The 16,408-nt window shown below is 38.1% G+C and carries 14 protein-coding genes and 3 pseudogenes; 12 read left to right on the forward strand and 5 right to left on the reverse strand.

The features are described from left to right. The first annotated feature begins 336 nt into the window (after positions 1–336). From NYE63_RS11395 to NYE63_RS11425, 7 genes and pseudogenes are all read left to right on the forward strand, one after another. Entirely contained in the window at positions 337–882 is a 546-nt protein-coding gene (locus tag NYE63_RS11395; RefSeq protein ID WP_342605201.1) for an XRE family transcriptional regulator, read from the forward strand. Between the two features lie 135 nt (positions 883–1,017). After that, positions 1,018–3,081, forward strand: coding sequence for a hydantoinase/oxoprolinase family protein (locus tag NYE63_RS11400; RefSeq protein ID WP_342605202.1), 2,064 nt, complete (start codon positions 1,018–1,020; stop codon positions 3,079–3,081). Beyond that, positions 3,062–4,816, forward strand: coding sequence for a hydantoinase B/oxoprolinase family protein (locus tag NYE63_RS11405; protein WP_342605203.1), 1,755 nt, complete (start codon positions 3,062–3,064; stop codon positions 4,814–4,816). Before NYE63_RS11400 ends, NYE63_RS11405 begins: the two co-directional genes overlap by 20 nt. A 137-nt stretch (positions 4,817–4,953) precedes the next feature. Continuing rightward, on the forward strand, positions 4,954–6,297 hold the full coding sequence (locus NYE63_RS11410) for an MFS transporter (RefSeq protein WP_342605204.1): 1,344 nt from the start codon (positions 4,954–4,956) through the stop codon (positions 6,295–6,297). Between the two features lie 124 nt (positions 6,298–6,421). Further along, positions 6,422–7,174 (forward strand): aspartate/glutamate racemase family protein, encoded by a 753-nt coding sequence (locus NYE63_RS11415; protein ID WP_342605205.1) that lies wholly within the window; start codon positions 6,422–6,424, stop codon positions 7,172–7,174. A 104-nt stretch (positions 7,175–7,278) separates the two neighbouring features. After that, positions 7,279–8,403, forward strand: a complete 1,125-nt coding sequence (locus tag NYE63_RS11420; RefSeq protein ID WP_342605206.1) for a DUF917 domain-containing protein — start codon at positions 7,279–7,281, stop codon at positions 8,401–8,403. Positions 8,404–8,625: 222 nt separating this feature from the next. Further along, a pseudogene (locus tag NYE63_RS11425) lies at positions 8,626–8,944 on the forward strand (aldehyde dehydrogenase family protein); the annotation flags it as partial. Between the two features lie 248 nt (positions 8,945–9,192). On the opposite strand, the pseudogene NYE63_RS11430 reads toward NYE63_RS11425, so the two are convergent. After that, positions 9,193–9,501, reverse strand: a pseudogene (locus tag NYE63_RS11430) (glutamate dehydrogenase); the annotation flags it as partial. Between NYE63_RS11430 and NYE63_RS11435 the strand changes: the two are divergent. From NYE63_RS11435 to NYE63_RS11450, 4 genes and pseudogenes are all read left to right on the forward strand, one after another. Then, positions 9,483–9,662, forward strand: a pseudogene (locus NYE63_RS11435) (glutamate dehydrogenase); the annotation flags it as partial. The pseudogenes NYE63_RS11430 and NYE63_RS11435 overlap by 19 nt on opposite strands. A gap of 63 nt (positions 9,663–9,725) precedes the next feature. Next, positions 9,726–9,878, forward strand: a complete 153-nt coding sequence (locus NYE63_RS11440) for a hypothetical protein (RefSeq protein WP_342605207.1) — start codon at positions 9,726–9,728, stop codon at positions 9,876–9,878. Positions 9,879–10,080: 202 nt separating this feature from the next. Then, entirely contained in the window at positions 10,081–10,608 is a 528-nt protein-coding gene (locus NYE63_RS11445; RefSeq protein WP_342605208.1) for an acyl-CoA thioesterase, read from the forward strand. Positions 10,609–11,331: 723 nt separating this feature from the next. Next, complete coding sequence (locus tag NYE63_RS11450) at positions 11,332–11,964, forward strand: LysE family translocator (RefSeq protein WP_057276102.1); 633 nt, start codon at positions 11,332–11,334, stop codon at positions 11,962–11,964. Positions 11,965–12,246: 282 nt separating this feature from the next. On the opposite strand, the gene NYE63_RS11455 is transcribed toward NYE63_RS11450, so the two are convergent. Both NYE63_RS11455 and NYE63_RS11460 read right to left on the reverse strand, forming a co-directional pair. Beyond that, the gene (locus NYE63_RS11455; RefSeq protein ID WP_255264142.1) at positions 12,247–12,525 is read right to left on the reverse strand and encodes a hypothetical protein; all 279 of its coding nucleotides are present in this window, start codon (positions 12,523–12,525) and stop codon (positions 12,247–12,249) included. A gap of 5 nt (positions 12,526–12,530) precedes the next feature. Then, positions 12,531–13,478 (reverse strand): IS110 family transposase, encoded by a 948-nt coding sequence (locus NYE63_RS11460; RefSeq protein WP_342602057.1) that lies wholly within the window; start codon positions 13,476–13,478, stop codon positions 12,531–12,533. A gap of 347 nt (positions 13,479–13,825) precedes the next feature. On the opposite strand from NYE63_RS11460, the gene NYE63_RS11465 reads away from it, so the two are divergent. Next, positions 13,826–14,257: a LysR family substrate-binding domain-containing protein gene (locus tag NYE63_RS11465; RefSeq protein WP_342605209.1), complete on the forward strand. Its 432-nt coding sequence runs from the start codon at positions 13,826–13,828 to the stop codon at positions 14,255–14,257. A gap of 511 nt (positions 14,258–14,768) precedes the next feature. Here the strand turns inward: NYE63_RS11465 and pcp are convergent. Both pcp and NYE63_RS11475 read right to left on the reverse strand, forming a co-directional pair. Continuing rightward, a complete protein-coding gene (gene pcp / locus NYE63_RS11470; RefSeq protein WP_342605210.1) occupies positions 14,769–15,416 on the reverse strand; it encodes a pyroglutamyl-peptidase I in 648 nt (215 codons plus the stop codon). 11 nt (positions 15,417–15,427) lie between these two features. After that, on the reverse strand, positions 15,428–16,390 hold the full coding sequence (locus tag NYE63_RS11475; RefSeq protein ID WP_342605211.1) for a DUF979 domain-containing protein: 963 nt from the start codon (positions 16,388–16,390) through the stop codon (positions 15,428–15,430). Between the last annotated feature and the right edge of the window lie 18 nt (positions 16,391–16,408).

The following is a 16,408-nucleotide window of genomic DNA, read 5'->3' on the forward strand; positions in this document are numbered from 1 at the left end:
AAAGCAGCCATTTTTGGCTGCTTTCCTTGTTTTAAAGGTTTTGTTGTCCGTGAAGAAATGAATAGGAACCTACCGGAATGAGGGTTCTGGCGCAAAAATAATAGAAATGAGGGAAGTGCTTTTGGTGATATTCCTTCGTTTACGAAGTAATATCGAACAATGTATGGATGAATTTTTAATAGATTTCTTGCTCAAAAATAAAAATAAAAACTCTAAAAATTATTTTCAGAACATATTGACAACAAATAAAATATTTAATATATTAAATTATATTCAATATATTGTACTATATTCAATATATTGAATATTTCGAACTGAAAGGAAGATTAGCAAGTAATGGATGAAGTACATGAAAAAATCAAAAATTTAAGAATGGATAGTAAATTAACGTTGAAAGAATTAAGTGAAAAAACCGAGTTATCAAGCAGTTTTTTATCCATGATCGAACGTGGTTCTTCTTCATTAACTATTACATCTTTAAAGAAGATTGCTGATGCGTTTGAAGTAGACATTTCGTATTTTTTTGACAAACCTATTAACAATACAAAGTTTTATGTGAAAAAGAGTGAACAAAAAAATTTTCGTATTGAGGGTTCAGAGACATCCTATATTCGACTTAGCGGTAATTTTTCACACCGGACCCTAGAACCGCTTGTTGTCGTACTCCAACCTAATCAGCAAAAAGATTACGATTATAGTCATGCTGGTGAAGAATTTTATTACGTATTAAAGGGTCTCGTCCGCTTTAAGGTAGATGGAGAAGAATTTGATGTAACTGAAGGAGAATCTATTCATTTTCCTTCCCAGATTCCACATGATTATGAAAATCCCTTAGAGGAAGAGTCAATTTTGTTATGTGTGCTAACACCTATTCTTTTTTAACACTTGAAGAAAGTTTAACTTCGCTAAAGCGATAAAATTTGAGATTTAAAGTATATGAAAAATTTCGGCATTCCGCATTTGGACTCGACGGCATGCTGAGTTTTTCTAAAATAAGTAGCTAGAGGTGAGAAAATGATGAGAGTAGCAACAGATGTAGGAGGAACATTTACAGATCTTGTGTATGTGAAGGAAAATGGTGAGGTCGGATTTGCCAAAAGCAGTACGACACCGCCTCGTTTTGAAGAAGGAGTACTAAATGTTCTAAATGAAAGTCAGATTTCATTAGAAGAAATTGAAACATTTATTCATGGAACGACAGTGATTATTAATACATTGACGGAACGTAAAGGGGTAAAGACAGGTCTTATTACTACAAAAGGCTTTCGTGATGTCCTAGAAATTGCCCGAGGGAATCGTCCCGATTTATTCAACGTCCGCTATCAAAAGCCAGCACCTGTTGTGCCGCGTTATTTAAGAAAAGAAGTAGAAGAGCGTTTGAATTTTAAAGGTGAAATTGTTACACCGTTGGATAAAGAACAGCTAAAGGAGATTATAACCGAGTTTAAAAACGAAAAATTGGAAGCGGTTGCAATTGCTTTTTTACATTCTTATCGAAATCCTGTTCATGAAAAAGAAGCCGTAGAGATGATTAAAGAGCTTTGGCCGGAAGTTTCCATTACCGCTTCATATGAAATGACAAAGGAGTGGCGCGAATATGAACGGACAAATACAGCCGTTATGAATTCATATGTTAAACCAATTGCCTCTTCTTATATTAATCGTTTAGAAGAGAAACTGGCAGACAAGGATGTCACGGCCAAAAAGTATATCATGCAGTCAAATGGAGGAACGACTACATTTAGTTTGGCAAAAGAAGCCCCAATTAATATGGTCGAATCCGGTCCTGTTGCCGGAGTTTTTGGCTCTGCTATTCTAGGAGAAATTATTGGAGAGGAAAATTTGATTGCATTTGATGTTGGTGGAACAACTGCAAAATGTTCCTTAATCGAAAATGGACATGTAAAAATCACTACGGATTATCATATTGAAAGAACAGAGAAATGGGCAGGATATCCGCTTAAAGTTCCAGTCGTAGACATTGTGGAAATTGGAAATGGGGGAGGATCGATTGCCTGGCTTGATCCCGCCGGCTCGTTACGTGTGGGTCCACATTCAGCAGGTGCGGTTCCAGGTCCGGTTGCATATGGACAAGGAGGAGAAGAGCCAACTATTACGGATGCTAATTTAATTACTGGACGACTTTCTGCAAAGAACTTCACTTACCCGGTAGATTTGCAAAATGTAAAAGAAGTAATGGAAGAGAAGATTGCAAACCATTTTGATTTGCAAGTAGAAGAGGCAGCGCTCGGGATTATTCGTTTAGCTAACTCCAATATGTTAAATGCATTAAAACTTATTTCCGTCAGGAAGGGATATGATCCACGTGACTTTACGATGGTTGCGTTTGGGGGAGGGGGACCGCTCCACGCAACTTTTCTAGCAAAAGAACTAGGTATCCGTAAAGTGGTTATACCTGTAGCTTCCGCTGTTTTCTCCGCGTGGGGAATGTTAATGACCGATTTGCGTCAAGATTTTATTAAAACATATGTAAAACTGTTAGACGGTATGAATCTAAACGAGATGAATATAGAATGGAGCCATTTGGAAGAACAGGCTATCAAGCAGTACGTACAAGAAGGAATGGAAGAAACAAATATTATTTTTTCCAAGTATGCTGATATGAGATATGTTGGTCAGGAACATACGGTAAAAGTGCCGATACCAAATGAAAACTGGAGTCCTGAAATGATTCAGCAAATCATCGCTTCATTTCATACGCTGCATGAGAAAGCCTATACATTCCAACTTCCTGAAACACAAGTTGAGGTTGTCAATCTTCACCTTACAGCTTTCGGACGTGTTAACAAACCGGAAATCAAAAAAATAGAAGAGACAACAGATAAACATGCACCATTGAAAGAAGTACGAAATGTTTATTATGAAGAAAAAGGATGGGTGGAGACAAACGTATACGCTCGAAATGAAATAGCTCCTGGAATGAAAATTTTTGGACCAGCAGTCATTGAGGATCTAATGTCTTCTATCCTTTTGTATCCAACACAAGATTTAGAAATAGATAGCTATGGGAATTTATTGATCTACAATGGGGGAATGGAACATGCACAAAACGAAAATTGATCCATTTACACTGGAAATCGTAAAAGATTCATTAACCGCCGTCGGAGAAGAAATGTTTTATACATTAGGAAGAACATCGATGAGCCCCATTATTTATGAAGTACTTGACTATGCAACGGGCCTTACAGATGCAAAAGGTGATTTGCTCACACAAGGAAACGGTGTCGCAGGATTTATTGGAATGCTTAGCTTTATGGTAAAAGAAACGCTGAAAAAATTCCAAGATGACTTGAAACCGGGCGACATCATTATCATCAATGATTCTTACAATGGTGGGGGTTCCCATTTGTCCGATGTAGGTCTTGTCATGCCTATCTTTTATAAAGAGGAGCTTGTCGCCTTTTCTGCAAACAAAGCACACTGGACCGAGGTTGGGGGAAAAGACCCGGGTTCGTTTACAAATGATGCGACAGAAATTTACCAAGAAGGTTTGCAATTCCCTTGTGTAAAGCTTTTTGAGAAAGGGAATTTGAATCAAGCTTTGGTAGACATTATTCAGGCAAACGTACGACTTCCTGAACTCTCACTGGGCGATATGTGGGCACAAATCGCTTCATTGAGAATCGGCGAAAAGCGCTTCCTTGAATTATGCGGAAAATACGGTAAAGAAATTGTGCTGCAAACAACAAAGTATTTATTGAACCAAGGTGAGGTCATTTCGAGAAACGTTATTCAATCTCTTCCTAACGGTGAATATTATGCAGAGGATTATATTGACTCTGATGGACTAGGCAATGGTCCTTTTAAAGTTCAGGTAAAGGTAACAATTACAGAAGACGAGTTTGTATGTGATTTCCGAGGCAGCCATCCGCAAGTTCCTGGTCCAATCAATTGTTCATACACAACCTTAGTTTCTGATGTACGTACGGTATTTTTAGCCATCACGAGTGATGATCAGCATATTAATGATGGCGTGTTTCGTCCATTGGAAATTATCACGGATCCCGGTTCGATTTTTTCTTGTGAACGACCTGCTCCGATGTCTGTATATTGGGAAAGTGGTTCGATGGGGGGAGATCTTGTCTGGAAAGCTCTGGCGCCGGCCATCCCGTCCAAGTTGCCTGCCGGTCATTTCCTCTCAGTATGTGCGGTGACACTATCTGGAATTCACCCTGATACGAAAGATCCATTTTTAATTGTCGAACCATCATTAGGTGGATGGGGAGCAGGGAATGATCAAGATGGTGCAAGAGGACAGTTTTGTATAGGGGATGGAGAAACATACAATGTACCGGTTGAAATAGCGGAAGCTCGTTATGGAGTGATGGTGGATGAATATTCGCTAAATGCTGACGGTGAGGGTGCAGGTGAATTTATTGGCGGTGCAGGTGTTATCCGATCCTACCAGGCTTTAACGGATGGTCAATTTGCGACAGTAACTTTTGGTCGCCATCAATATGTTCCGTGGGGATTAAACGAAGGGAAAGATGGTTCCCCGAATCAATTTTATGTCATTAAGAAAAATGGTGAGGTAGATGGACCATATGGCGTTTATGCACGATATCCATTAAATAAAGGGGATGTACTTAAATTGGTTACCGGTAGTGGGGGAGGATATGGGCATCCATTTGCCAGACCGATTACTAAAGTTGTTGAAGATGTCAATAATGAATACATTACCGTACATCAAGCGAAAGAAGTTTTCGGTGTAATCCTTGATGAAGAGACGTATGACTTGATTGGCCTCTCATCTGTTCGTAAAGAATGGGAAGAAAACGTAGAGATGGGCATTTAACTACTACACAGTTACATGAGCTGTACCACCTACTTAAAGTAGGTGGTACAGCTGCTAGTGAGAGTATGGGTTTATTCTGCAGGTAGGTGTGTTTTACTTGATAGAAACTAATTAAGTAAAAGGGAGTGAAGGGGTAGATGAATGAAGTAGAAAAAGAGAAGTTGAATCAAACGGTAAAAGTAGGAGATTTGTTTAACAATATGTTATTGACAAAGAATCATTTCTTTGTAGGTTTTGTCCTCTTTATAACCTCTGTGATTGAAGCATGGGAAATGATGCTTATTATCTTTGTCAGTCCAAGTATTGCGAACGATTTCCAATTATCAGATTTGCAAATTGGATCTATTATTGGTTCCATCTATTTAGGTATGATTCCTTCTTCATATATTTGGGGGATCATTTCGGATAGGATTGGAAGGAAAAAATCATTAATATATAGTTTATTAGGATTTAGTATCATATCTGCTTTAAGTGCATTTTCAATAAATTTTGAAATGCTCTATGCTTTAAGATTTGCTGCTGGTGTAGCTTTAGGTGGTGTCATGGTAGCAGGGTATCCTTATTTTGAGGAAATGCTTCCTGTTAAACAACGTGGAAGAGGAATCGTCTATCTTTCTGCTGGTTGGCCATTAGGTACATTGATTGCACTTGGTATTACTTCACTTCTTTTAGAAAGAGATGGCTTGATTGGTGGCTGGCGTACTGTACTAATTTTGAGTTCCTTAGTTAGTTTATGGACAATATTGCTTAGGAAAATTCCAGAGTCCCCTTATTGGTTAGTAGCGAAAGGAAAACAGGAAGAAGCTAAGAAATCGATTGCTTATTTAAGTATGGGACAAATGGAAGTTAGAGAAAACGAAAATTTATGGATACAGCCAATTGAAAAAGGAAATTATTTCTCTATTTTTAAAAATAAATTACTGAAGATTACAACTTATCAAACGATTGTTAATTTTGCTTTTGCATTTGGATATTGGGGATTGTATACGTGGCTTCCAACATTACTTGCACAACGTGGTTTAGCTTTATCTGCAAGTTTAACATTTCTTGCTATATCTACGTTATTTCAAATTCCTAGTTATCTTATTGCTTCTCCATTAACAGGACGTTATGGACGAAAGAAAGTAATGATTGTGTTTGTATTATTAAGCGTAATTTGTGGCTTTGGATTCGCTTATTCCTCTAACATGATTCAAATGTATAGTTTCTATTTTGGATTATCATTTTTTAGTTTAGGAGCATGGGGTGTTTGGAATGCTTGGTTTGGTGAAATTTATCCAACTAATTCCCGATCTATTGGCTATAGTTTTGGTGCAGGAGCACAACGATGGGCTAATGCGTTTGCTCCATCAATAATAGGGTTGGTGATTGGTATGGGGTGGGCTTTTGGGCAGACGATTTCTTTTGTACAGGCATTTGTGGTTATTACTCTTATTACCATCATGTTTATTCCTGAAACGGAAGGCGAAATTTTGGAGTAAAGGTGAGTTTCACTTATTGGTGTTAATATTGGTTATGTTGTAAATTATTGGATAATAAGATGATTTTAAAAAAGTGACTGTTTGTTTTTACTTATAAATAATTTTCATTTGGAGGATTGACTAAATGAAGAAAATACTTTTCATTGATCCAGTTTACAATGATGAATACCTGCATTTTTTTTCTGAATATTTCGATAAATTAAAAGAGGATGATACAGATGTAGATGTAATTTCATTAGGAGAGAAACATGGCCCGGAACATTTGGAGTACAGCTGTTATGAAATAATGGTAATGCCCGACATTATCCGTACGGTGAAGAAAGCAGAAGAGAGAGGATATGATGCAGCAATTATAGGATGTTTTTATGACCCGGCACTTCGAGCGTGCCGGGAAGTGTCAGAGAAAATGGTCATTTCAGCTCCTGCAGAGGCATCACTGCATATTGCATCAACCCTGGGGGAGAATATTTCCATCATTGTAGGACGTCAAAAGTGGATTCCGGAGATAAAAGAGAATGTCCATAAATACGGGTTTTCCCAGAAAGTTGCCTCTATTAGACCACTTGAGTTAGGTGTTCTTGATTTCCAAAAGGATCACGCCCAAACACTAAAAAAAATGCGTACAGCTGCCATCGAGGCTGTCGAGAAAGACGGAGCGGATGTCATTGTTTTAGGGTGTACAGCAGAGATAGGATTCTTTGAAGAACTGCAAAAAGAACTAGGTATACCGGTGGTTGACGTAAGTTTAGCAGCATTTAAATATGCAGAGTTTTTAGCGAGCATTAAACAAAAATTGGACTGGACTCATAGTAAACGAATCGGTTATGAATCACCACCAATTAAAGAAATGGAAACTTTCCGTTTGTTCACATCATAAAAATGAAAGTCTATATCCATACCTTTTCAGTGAAAGAGACTGGGTAAAAAGGAAAGTTCATAGTTTACAATACAGCAGTGAAAATAGGAAGGAGAAATTCAAATTTGAGAACGTTACATTTACAAGAGGTTGAAGACATATTATACGGAGCCTGTATTTACGGAACTGGAGGAGGTGGAAGTCTGGATGAAGGTCTTGCACTAGTGCGTGAGCTGTACAAGGCCGGAAAACAGGTTACCATCCTGACTCTGGACGAAGTGAAAGATAATTGGTTGGTTGCGTCACCATATTACGTGGGATCTGTCGCTCCGCCGTCGAAAGAAGTTTCTAAACGGCTAGAAAATCTTACGATCGTTAAGGGGAACGTCTCAACGATTGCGGCCAGGACATTACAGGAACATCTTGGTGAACCGATCCAAGCCGTCATTGCTACTGAGCTGGGGGGAAATACAGCCTGGGCGATGGAAACAGCAGTAAGCTTGGGTGTCCCGCTAATAGATGCCGATCCAGCTGGACGAGCTGTCCCTGACCTTGCCCATACTACTTTTAACATTTTTGATGTTTCCATTACTCCTTTTTCCTTAGCGAATAAATATGGAGACACAGTAATAGTTGAAACAGCAGTTAATCATGATCGTGCCGAACAAATTGCACGCTCATTTGCCACCATTTCAGGTAACTTTTCAGGAGTGTGTGACCATCCGATTAAGGGTGAGAAGTTAAAGAATTCTGTTATTCCGGGAACCTTGACACAAGCTGAACGGGTAGGAAGAGCCATGAGGTTGGCAAATGATCAAGGGGATTCTCCTGTAAATGCCGTTATCTTAGCTGGTAAAGGGAAACTTTTAACTGAAGGAATCGTATCAGATGCAACGTGGGCGGATACGGGAGGATTTATCGAAGGCAGTATAGCCGTGCAATCGATAAATAATGATAGAGAAGATACTTCGCTAAACATTTGGTTTAGAAATGAATATATGATAGCTAAACGTGGAGAAGAGATCGTATCAGTCATTCCTGAACTAATCGTAATTCTAGACAGAAAAAATGGGGTACCCATTCTTAACCCTACTTGCACTACAGGGATGGAGGTAGCAGTAGTGACTTTTCCAGCACCGAAAGTGTGGGAGAGCGACAAAGGATTGTCTATTTTCGGACCTGAATATATCGGATTAAATCGAAGTACCTATTTCGAAGTAAAAAAAGAAGATCGTTGTCTTAAAGTATAAAAACAGAGTAATCAACTGGGATAAAATATAAGGTGCTACTCTGTGTAAAATCCCAAAGAGAATTAAAACTTGTTAAGTAGTCGTCCCGTTAAACCAGGTGATCCAAAAATTAGTAATGATATATGATTCTTTCTTAATATCCTCAACAATACCATCTATTATGAGTACCATAGTTATTCCAGAATAGGGCGCTTTAATGGAATAAGGATTATAGAAATGTTCGCCCGTTTAATGCAGGAAGAAATCTTCGTCTCAGTCGTTGCTTTTACAAAAGCGAAAAGCTTTGACGAGGGTCTTGAAATTGCCAATAACACAGAAATGGTTTGACCGGTGCTGTCATAACGACAAACTGCATTAACATGGAAAAAGCACGTGAAGACTTCCATGTCGGAAACTTGTATTTTAACCGCGGCTGCACAGGCGCAATCGTCGGCTATCAGCCATTCGGCGGTTCAACATGTCAGGAACTGATTCCAAAGCAGGCGGACTAGACTACTTGCAGCTTCATATGCAAGCTAAGACAACATCCGAAACGTTCTAATAGAGTACTATCAAAAGAAAAATGATGAAGAATGGAAATGAATAATAACCTTTTATGTAATGGGTCTCATATTCTAAGACACACACTTCACATTTCTTAAGTCAAAACCAGTTTATTTTGAGGAAGTGACAAAACAGGTTGCTTTCTCTTTTTTAATAAAAAAATATTTTTTGATACCTGAGTGCATCTATGTTGATTATCGGAGATTTGTATTTCCGATGCATATGGTGCTCTTTATGATTCACAAGGTTTTGTACCCATTCAAAGTAAGAAACCGTGACACCACCTGCACTGGCTATTATATCCGGAACAACAAGAACGTCTCTTTCATCTAAAATCTTTGTCGCATCAAGCATAGTTGGCCCGTTTGCTGCCTCCACGACAATAGATGCATTAATATGATGAGCATTTTTGGAAGTAATTTGGTTTGAAATGGCAGCTGGCACAAGAATATCACATTCTTTTTCAAATAGTTCTTTGTTCGAGATCACATTTGAAAATATATTCGTTACTGAGCCAAAATTATCTCGCCAATCAAGAAGATAATCAATATCAAGCAGAGAAAGAGGTGGCTGAAAAATTACGTTAAGTAATGGTCGATTCTTTTGAAAATATTTCTCAAACATCACTGAGACATCAAGTCAATATGCGTTTAGCGGCCTATATGGTGGGAATTAGAAAACCGGCTGAATCTTCCCGTTTCCGGGGCTGGATATAAAATGTAATATTCTCTATCATTCTATGGAAAAACAGATTTAAAAAACTTTTTATTGGAGGCATTATGTGGGTAATAACTGTTCATTCAAGAAACAACATTAAAATATTTGAGTTTGACACTGAAAAAGAAGCTAAAGAAGCTTTCAAGAGAATTCAAGGTTGTAAAATCCTAACAGAAGTAATTTATTTTAATGATTATGATTTAGTTAAAATATAAAAATTCAGAATTTTTAGCTAATTATAACTTTTTTCATTCCTTCTGTTGGTTGTAAGGATTATATAAAGATAGACGTACACTAGAATCTTGTTCAATATCAAATTGAATCGATATGAACAAGGCGGTTTCACCATTATGTAGGATTGAGTAATTATTTGGAATGGATATAAAGAAGTTTTATATATTATAGGGAGATATGTTTATGGAAGCTAAATATTGCAAAGAATCAAGAGTTATAAGAACAAGCCGTGTGTTTCCAAATGATGTGAATAATCATAATACGTTATTTGGTGGTCGTTTGATGAGTCATTTGGATCAAGTATCCTCTACTTCTGCAGCACGTCATAGTCGTAGGGATTGTGTAACTGCATCAACCGATTCCGTTGATTTTTTACATCCAGTTCGAACAACAGATGCAGTCTGCTTTGAATCTTATGTAACATGGACAGGTACCTCATCAATGGAAGTTTTTGTTAAAATTATTGCAGAAGACTTAAAAAGCGGTAAACGTAAAATCGCAGCAACTGCACTATTAACATTTGTAGCACTTGATCAACATAACCGGCCAACACGTGTTCCACAAGTTATTCCTGAAACAGAAGAAGAGAGAAAATTAAATGAAACCGCACCAGATCGAGCAAGAAAGCGTAAGGAAAGGAAACAAAAAAGTAAGGAGATGGCTGCATTTTTAACTACAAATTATCCCGGGGAGCAATATAACTCATGCTAAGCTTGGATTGAAGTAAACCTATAAATCTTAAAGTTTTCAATGAAACATATCAAAGAAAAAGGACATAGTATAAAGGATTTATTGATTCATTTGCTCATTTAAATATGAAACGTGGGAAATATTATCTCCTAGTGACTAACGGGGCAGGTTAGTGGAAGAAGGAAACAAGTGATTTAATGTAGTTTTATATACATGTTCTTCTTCAAGTAACGGGGTAGCATTCCTGTATTAACTGAAATACTAAAAAGTTTGTGAAGAAATCTATTTAAACTAACGGGTGCTTTACTTCATTAAGGGAGTTGCTTTGGCAGCTCTTTTTTTTATGGAGCTAAAGGGGCAGAATAGCTTTATAAAAATATTGATTATACTTAGATTAAATAAAAAAATCCCGACCAATTAAGGTCAGATTTTTCTTATACTATTTTTAGCAGAAGCCGCCATATCCATGACCGCCGGCACAACCTGTCATATCGAAACATCTCCTTATTTGATTTTTAAGGAGGAACTTAAATGGGTTATAATGTATAATTATTGCAGAAGAGAGAGGGATATTATATTTTGCAGAAGTTTCAGATGCACCATTAATTCAGGATTTAATGATTAAGACTTTTATGGAATATAAAGATGAATTTCCCTCATCAAGTGCCTTAGAGGAGACCGTACATTAGAAGAAATTTACGTTATTTAACGTGTATAGTGATGATTGAAAAGGGGGGCGATTTAATGATGGAATTAGGAACATTAGGCGCTTTTGCTCTAGTATCTTTAGGGATGGTCTGTTCACCTGGTCCTAATATGATTTATTTAATATCTAGAACAATTTCGCAAGGTAAAAGGGACGGGATAATTTCTCTTTTAGGAGTAATTACTGGTTTTTTGATTTATATCATCGCTACAATGTTGGGCTTATCCTTCTTGTTCGAATTAGTTCCAGTAATGTATGACATCATTAAATGGTTAGGTGTTATCTACTTGTTGTGGTTAGCTTGGAATGCAATAAAACCAGGAGCAAGTTCAATCCTGGAGCCACAGCATTTAGCCGTAGAGTCACCAAAAAAACTATATGTTATGGGCCTTATGACAAATTTGTTAAATCCCAAAATTGCGGTCTTGTATGTTTCACTTTTACCTCAATTTATGGATCCTAATAGTGGTTCACTGCTTGTTCAAACTGCTCAATTAGGAACGGTGCAAATTTTTGTTAGCTTTGCTGTAAATTTACTAATTGTTTTATTTGCTGGGCAGGTCGCGGTTTGGGTTGGAAGAAGACCTTTTTTGGTTAAAATTCAACGTTGGTTCATGGCATCTGTTTTAGGTGCCTTAGCTGTAAACTTAGCTTTTCATGAAAAGAAATAAAGATGAGTTTTATTAGCTCCTCTTGTTTTTATCACGAAAGAAAACGTGTGTTTAAATACGGTGGCTGTATTTAATGATTGCTTAATCAACAAAATCAGCTTGTATTTCTTATTTGTGAAAAAATGTACTTAAACTAACGGGTGCGTTAGCTGAAGATTGGAGCTGTCTTTAAGGCAGCTTTTTTGTATGAAAACATATTCGTGAAAGGCCATACTAAAATAAGCCCACCATATTCTAATTTTTTTGAAGGACGTAAATGTACTATGTCGTTATTTTAACTGGTTATGCAGTTTGTTGTTCAGATGGAGCGATTGTATAGCCTTTCTTTTTTAGGTATTCGATCATTTTTAATTCTTTGTTCATTTGTTTTTCTTCAAGGTAATTTGAGCCTAGTTCTTGATAGGGTTCCCCTGTTTTTAAGATGTTGTAAGCAATCGTTAATAGTAAATGAGCAGAAGCGATTCGTCCCTTCATTTTTCCCTGCCGTTTGGTAATCCTTTTTCGATGTGAAGCAATTCGATTATTTTGCCTTGATGTCGCTAGTACACACTCTACAGCCATCGTTTTTAAAGCTTTGTTACCTTGTGTGGTTTTACTCGTTTTTTTTTACCAGCACTTTCGTAATTTCCGGGACTCACACCAGCCCAAGAGGCAAGGTGTTTAGCTGACTTAAATACGGACATATCAACGCCCATCTCTGCAATAAAAGTAGCTGCGGCAGCTTTGTTCACACCAGGTATTCCATCCAATAATTCTACTTCTTTACGATAGGGGGACAGGAGTTGATCGATTTGTTTTTCCAATTCTTCTATGGCTTTTTCTAAATAACTCATATGCTCCCAATGGTAACGCAACATATCACGATGATGACGGCGAATACGACCATTAATTGCACTGGCAATGTCAGTAATACTTGCTTTTGTTCGCCAATCCACCATTTTTCGAAGACCATCGGTCTCTATTTTTTCACCGTTTAGAATCGCTTCAAGGATACGGCGTCCCGATACACCAAAAATGTCTGATAGTACGGATGTTAGCTTGATATTAGCATCTTGAAGAATTTTGTGAATGCGATTCTGCTCTGAGGTGCGATGATGAATCAATTTTTTTCGATAACGAGTAAGATCTCGTAAATCACGAATATCCTCCGGTGGAACAAAATTGCTTTCAATAAGTCCGCATCTTAGAAGCTTGGCAAGCCATTCGGCATCTTTCACATCAGTTTTACGCCCTGGAACATTTTTGACATGTCTGGCATTGGCAAGAACAAGGTGAAAAGAATCTTCGAGTATATTCCATATTGGTTTCCAGTAGACTCCAGTACTTTCCATCACAACATCGGATACCCGAAGGGTAGTTAACCAATCACTTAAAGCCAAGAGTCCTGTTGTTGTAGTTGAAAAAGTTTCAATAGAGGTATTTGGCTTTTTATCTAATGGACCAAATAATACACAGGCTACTACTGTTTCTTGGTGTACATCTAGGCCAGCACACCGTTCAATCATTGCTTCCATAGGAGAATCACCTCAATAAAAGATTAACAATACATATGACAGGAGATTTGTTACAAAAATTTTTGTATACGTACTTGTAGTACACTAAATGGTTCTTCAATACTGTCACAACCAGTTTCTTATACAGGGTATCTTCCTTAAGATCCACCAAAAAAGGTTCAGCCTGGTTGTATTGTTATCATCCATTATCGTCAAGGAGTTAAAGGGTTAGACTCTATTTTGAGTTTAGATTTTCGTAGTAGATGGTGGCGGCGAGAATCGCCGCCATAGAAGTTTCTTATGGAACTATCGGGGCAGTAGACATTGGTTTTGTAAGACCTCCTATTTTTGATACGCTTTAATCACTATTGTCAGTTTATCAAGAGACATGTATCGCTGTAGTACCGAAATTGCCTCCATTTGCGCAACGAGCTTCAATATCGTTGGGTGATCTGAGCACCGAACAATTTATTTTGGTGGAGAGGGAAATTTGGCCGAGTTGGTACGACGATATCATCTCTAAATGTCATGATGCTGGCTTCAGCCCAGTCATACGTCAAGGTGTGAAAGAAATACAGACAGTTATAGGGTTGGTTGCATCAGGTCTGGGTATTAGTATCGTACCAAGATCAACATCGAATTTTCATATGCGGGATGTCAGGTATGTAAACATAGAGCAAGAAGCCCCACGTGTAGAAATGAGTCTTGCTTGGCGGACGGATGAAGATTCAATTTTGGTTAAAAAATTTCTTGATACAGCAACACAACTCATTGAATGCGGCAAGCATAGCAACGGTTAAAATCACATCATGTTAAACCAGAATCAACATAAATATACAGGTTTTATTTGAAAGTCTTATTCGCATATCTCAAGGCTGTCTGAAATGTAAATTTCATGGATGCGTTATGTTGCTGGCATGGGATTAGAACATGGTTATATAGGAGACATAAAAAATGGGAATTGGTGTGGAGTTAGTAAGAGAATTATTAAGCAGGTTTAGAAATTGTTATCTTAACGTATGATCCCAAACATAAAAACTTTTATGAAACTTGTGGCTTTACCCCCTGTTCAGGTGGGTTATGGAAAAAACAGAAATGAACTTACAGGTGCTTTACCTCATTATCAGCAGCTCCTTTATTATGGGGATTATTGTAATGAACGAAAATGAGATTTGAGCACAAAAAGACCTCTTGATATGATGAAAGTGTTCTAAGCTCCCAAGCGAAAAGGACACTTTCATCATAAACATGAGGCCAATCATGAATTATAACCAAAACAGTAAATCGGTCAAATTTTAAAAAACGGTACAATTAATGGGTCGTCCCGCCGACTGTATGAATATCCGATTCATATTTAGCAGCTGTGACAGCAGCTATTTTTATGCCCTTAACAATTGTCTCAAGGCTTAAGCTAGGCGCTTCTTTATTAATGGTTTGCTCTGGAATGAAAGGAATATGGATAAATCCACCCCGGATGCTTGATGAGTTTAGGGTGATATAGTCCATTAATCCATAGAAGATATGGTTGCATACAAATGTTCCGGCGGTATGGGATACCGATGCAGGAATGTTGCTTTCCTTCATGTTTTCGACAATTCTTTTGATGGGGATCGTAGACCAATAGGCTACTGGCCCTTTGTCTGCAATCGGTTCATCAATAGGCTGGTTTCCTTGATTGTCTGGGATTCTAGCATCATCCATATTGATTGCTACCCGTTCAGGTGTGATGTGAAGCCGACCCCCGGCTTGTCCTATACAGATAACGATGTCAGGATTATGCTGCTGGATAAGGTGCTCCATTACTGCAATTGATTTCCCGAATACCGTTGGGATTTGTTCAGCAACTAGAGTCACATCATCAATAACTTCTCCATGTAACTGTTTTACTGCTTCCCAGGAAGGGTTTACTCTTTCTCCGCCAAAGGGCTCAAACCCGGTTAATAACACTTTTTGCTTCATGAAGATCCCTCCTATACTCCTAATGAAACAAGTAAGTACATAAGTACGATATTGAAAGCTAATACTGCCAAAGCTGTTGGAACTTGAACTTTTATGACATGGTTTTTATCTTTCAAGTCCAGTAAGGCTGCCGGCACAATATTAAAGTTGGCAGCCATTGGCGTCATTAATGTTCCACAATAACCCGCAAACATAGATATGGCAGCTATATGATTTGGATTAGCGTCAAATTGGTTAATCAGAAAAGGAATGGCGATACCTGCAGCCATAACTGGGAAGGCAGCAAAGGCGTTCCCCATGATCATAGTGAATATAGCCATACCGAGACAGAAAATGACCACAATCCAAAATAGCGAACCTTCGGGAATGATTGCTGTCACAGCTTTGGAAACGACTGTGCCAACCCCTGAATTTGTGTAAATGGTTCCCAATGTTGCAAGTAGCTGTGGCAGCAATACAGCCCAACCAATAGATTCTAGCAGGCGACGTGATTCTTTCACAGCTCCTGCAGGTGTTCCGCGTGTCATCACCATCGCAAAAATAATGGCAGTCAAACACGCCAGACCTAAAGCAACCATCGTTACATTAGATGGATCCAGCAAAGACTTTCCGCCAATTTTAACACCGTCTAGCAGCTTAGAACCAGCTAAGGTTAGAATAGGAATCAAGATGGCGGGTAGGAAAAGACGACCGCCAAGCCGTTTCCTTCTCTCTTCCTTTACAGTAATGCTTTCTTCAACATGTTGGCTTTTCTTTAACCCCCCACCTGCAATGATTAAAACCATAATAATAACCATAAGCCCAATGTAAAATGGCGGAATAATTTGGCCGAACATTAATGTAATTGAATAAATCAAGTAAAAGCTTCCCGAAGTCAATCGGCGGCTGTTCGTCCGATCGGTGAAAATATATAGGGAGCAGCCTAGAACAATGATGCCCATCAATACGTAAATCATTTCAACTGAGAATATCATAATAGATGCTCACTTTCT

The sequence above is a fragment of the Peribacillus sp. FSL E2-0159 genome (assembly GCF_038643155.1).
GTDB classification, from domain to species: domain Bacteria; phylum Bacillota; class Bacilli; order Bacillales; family DSM-1321; genus Peribacillus; species Peribacillus simplex.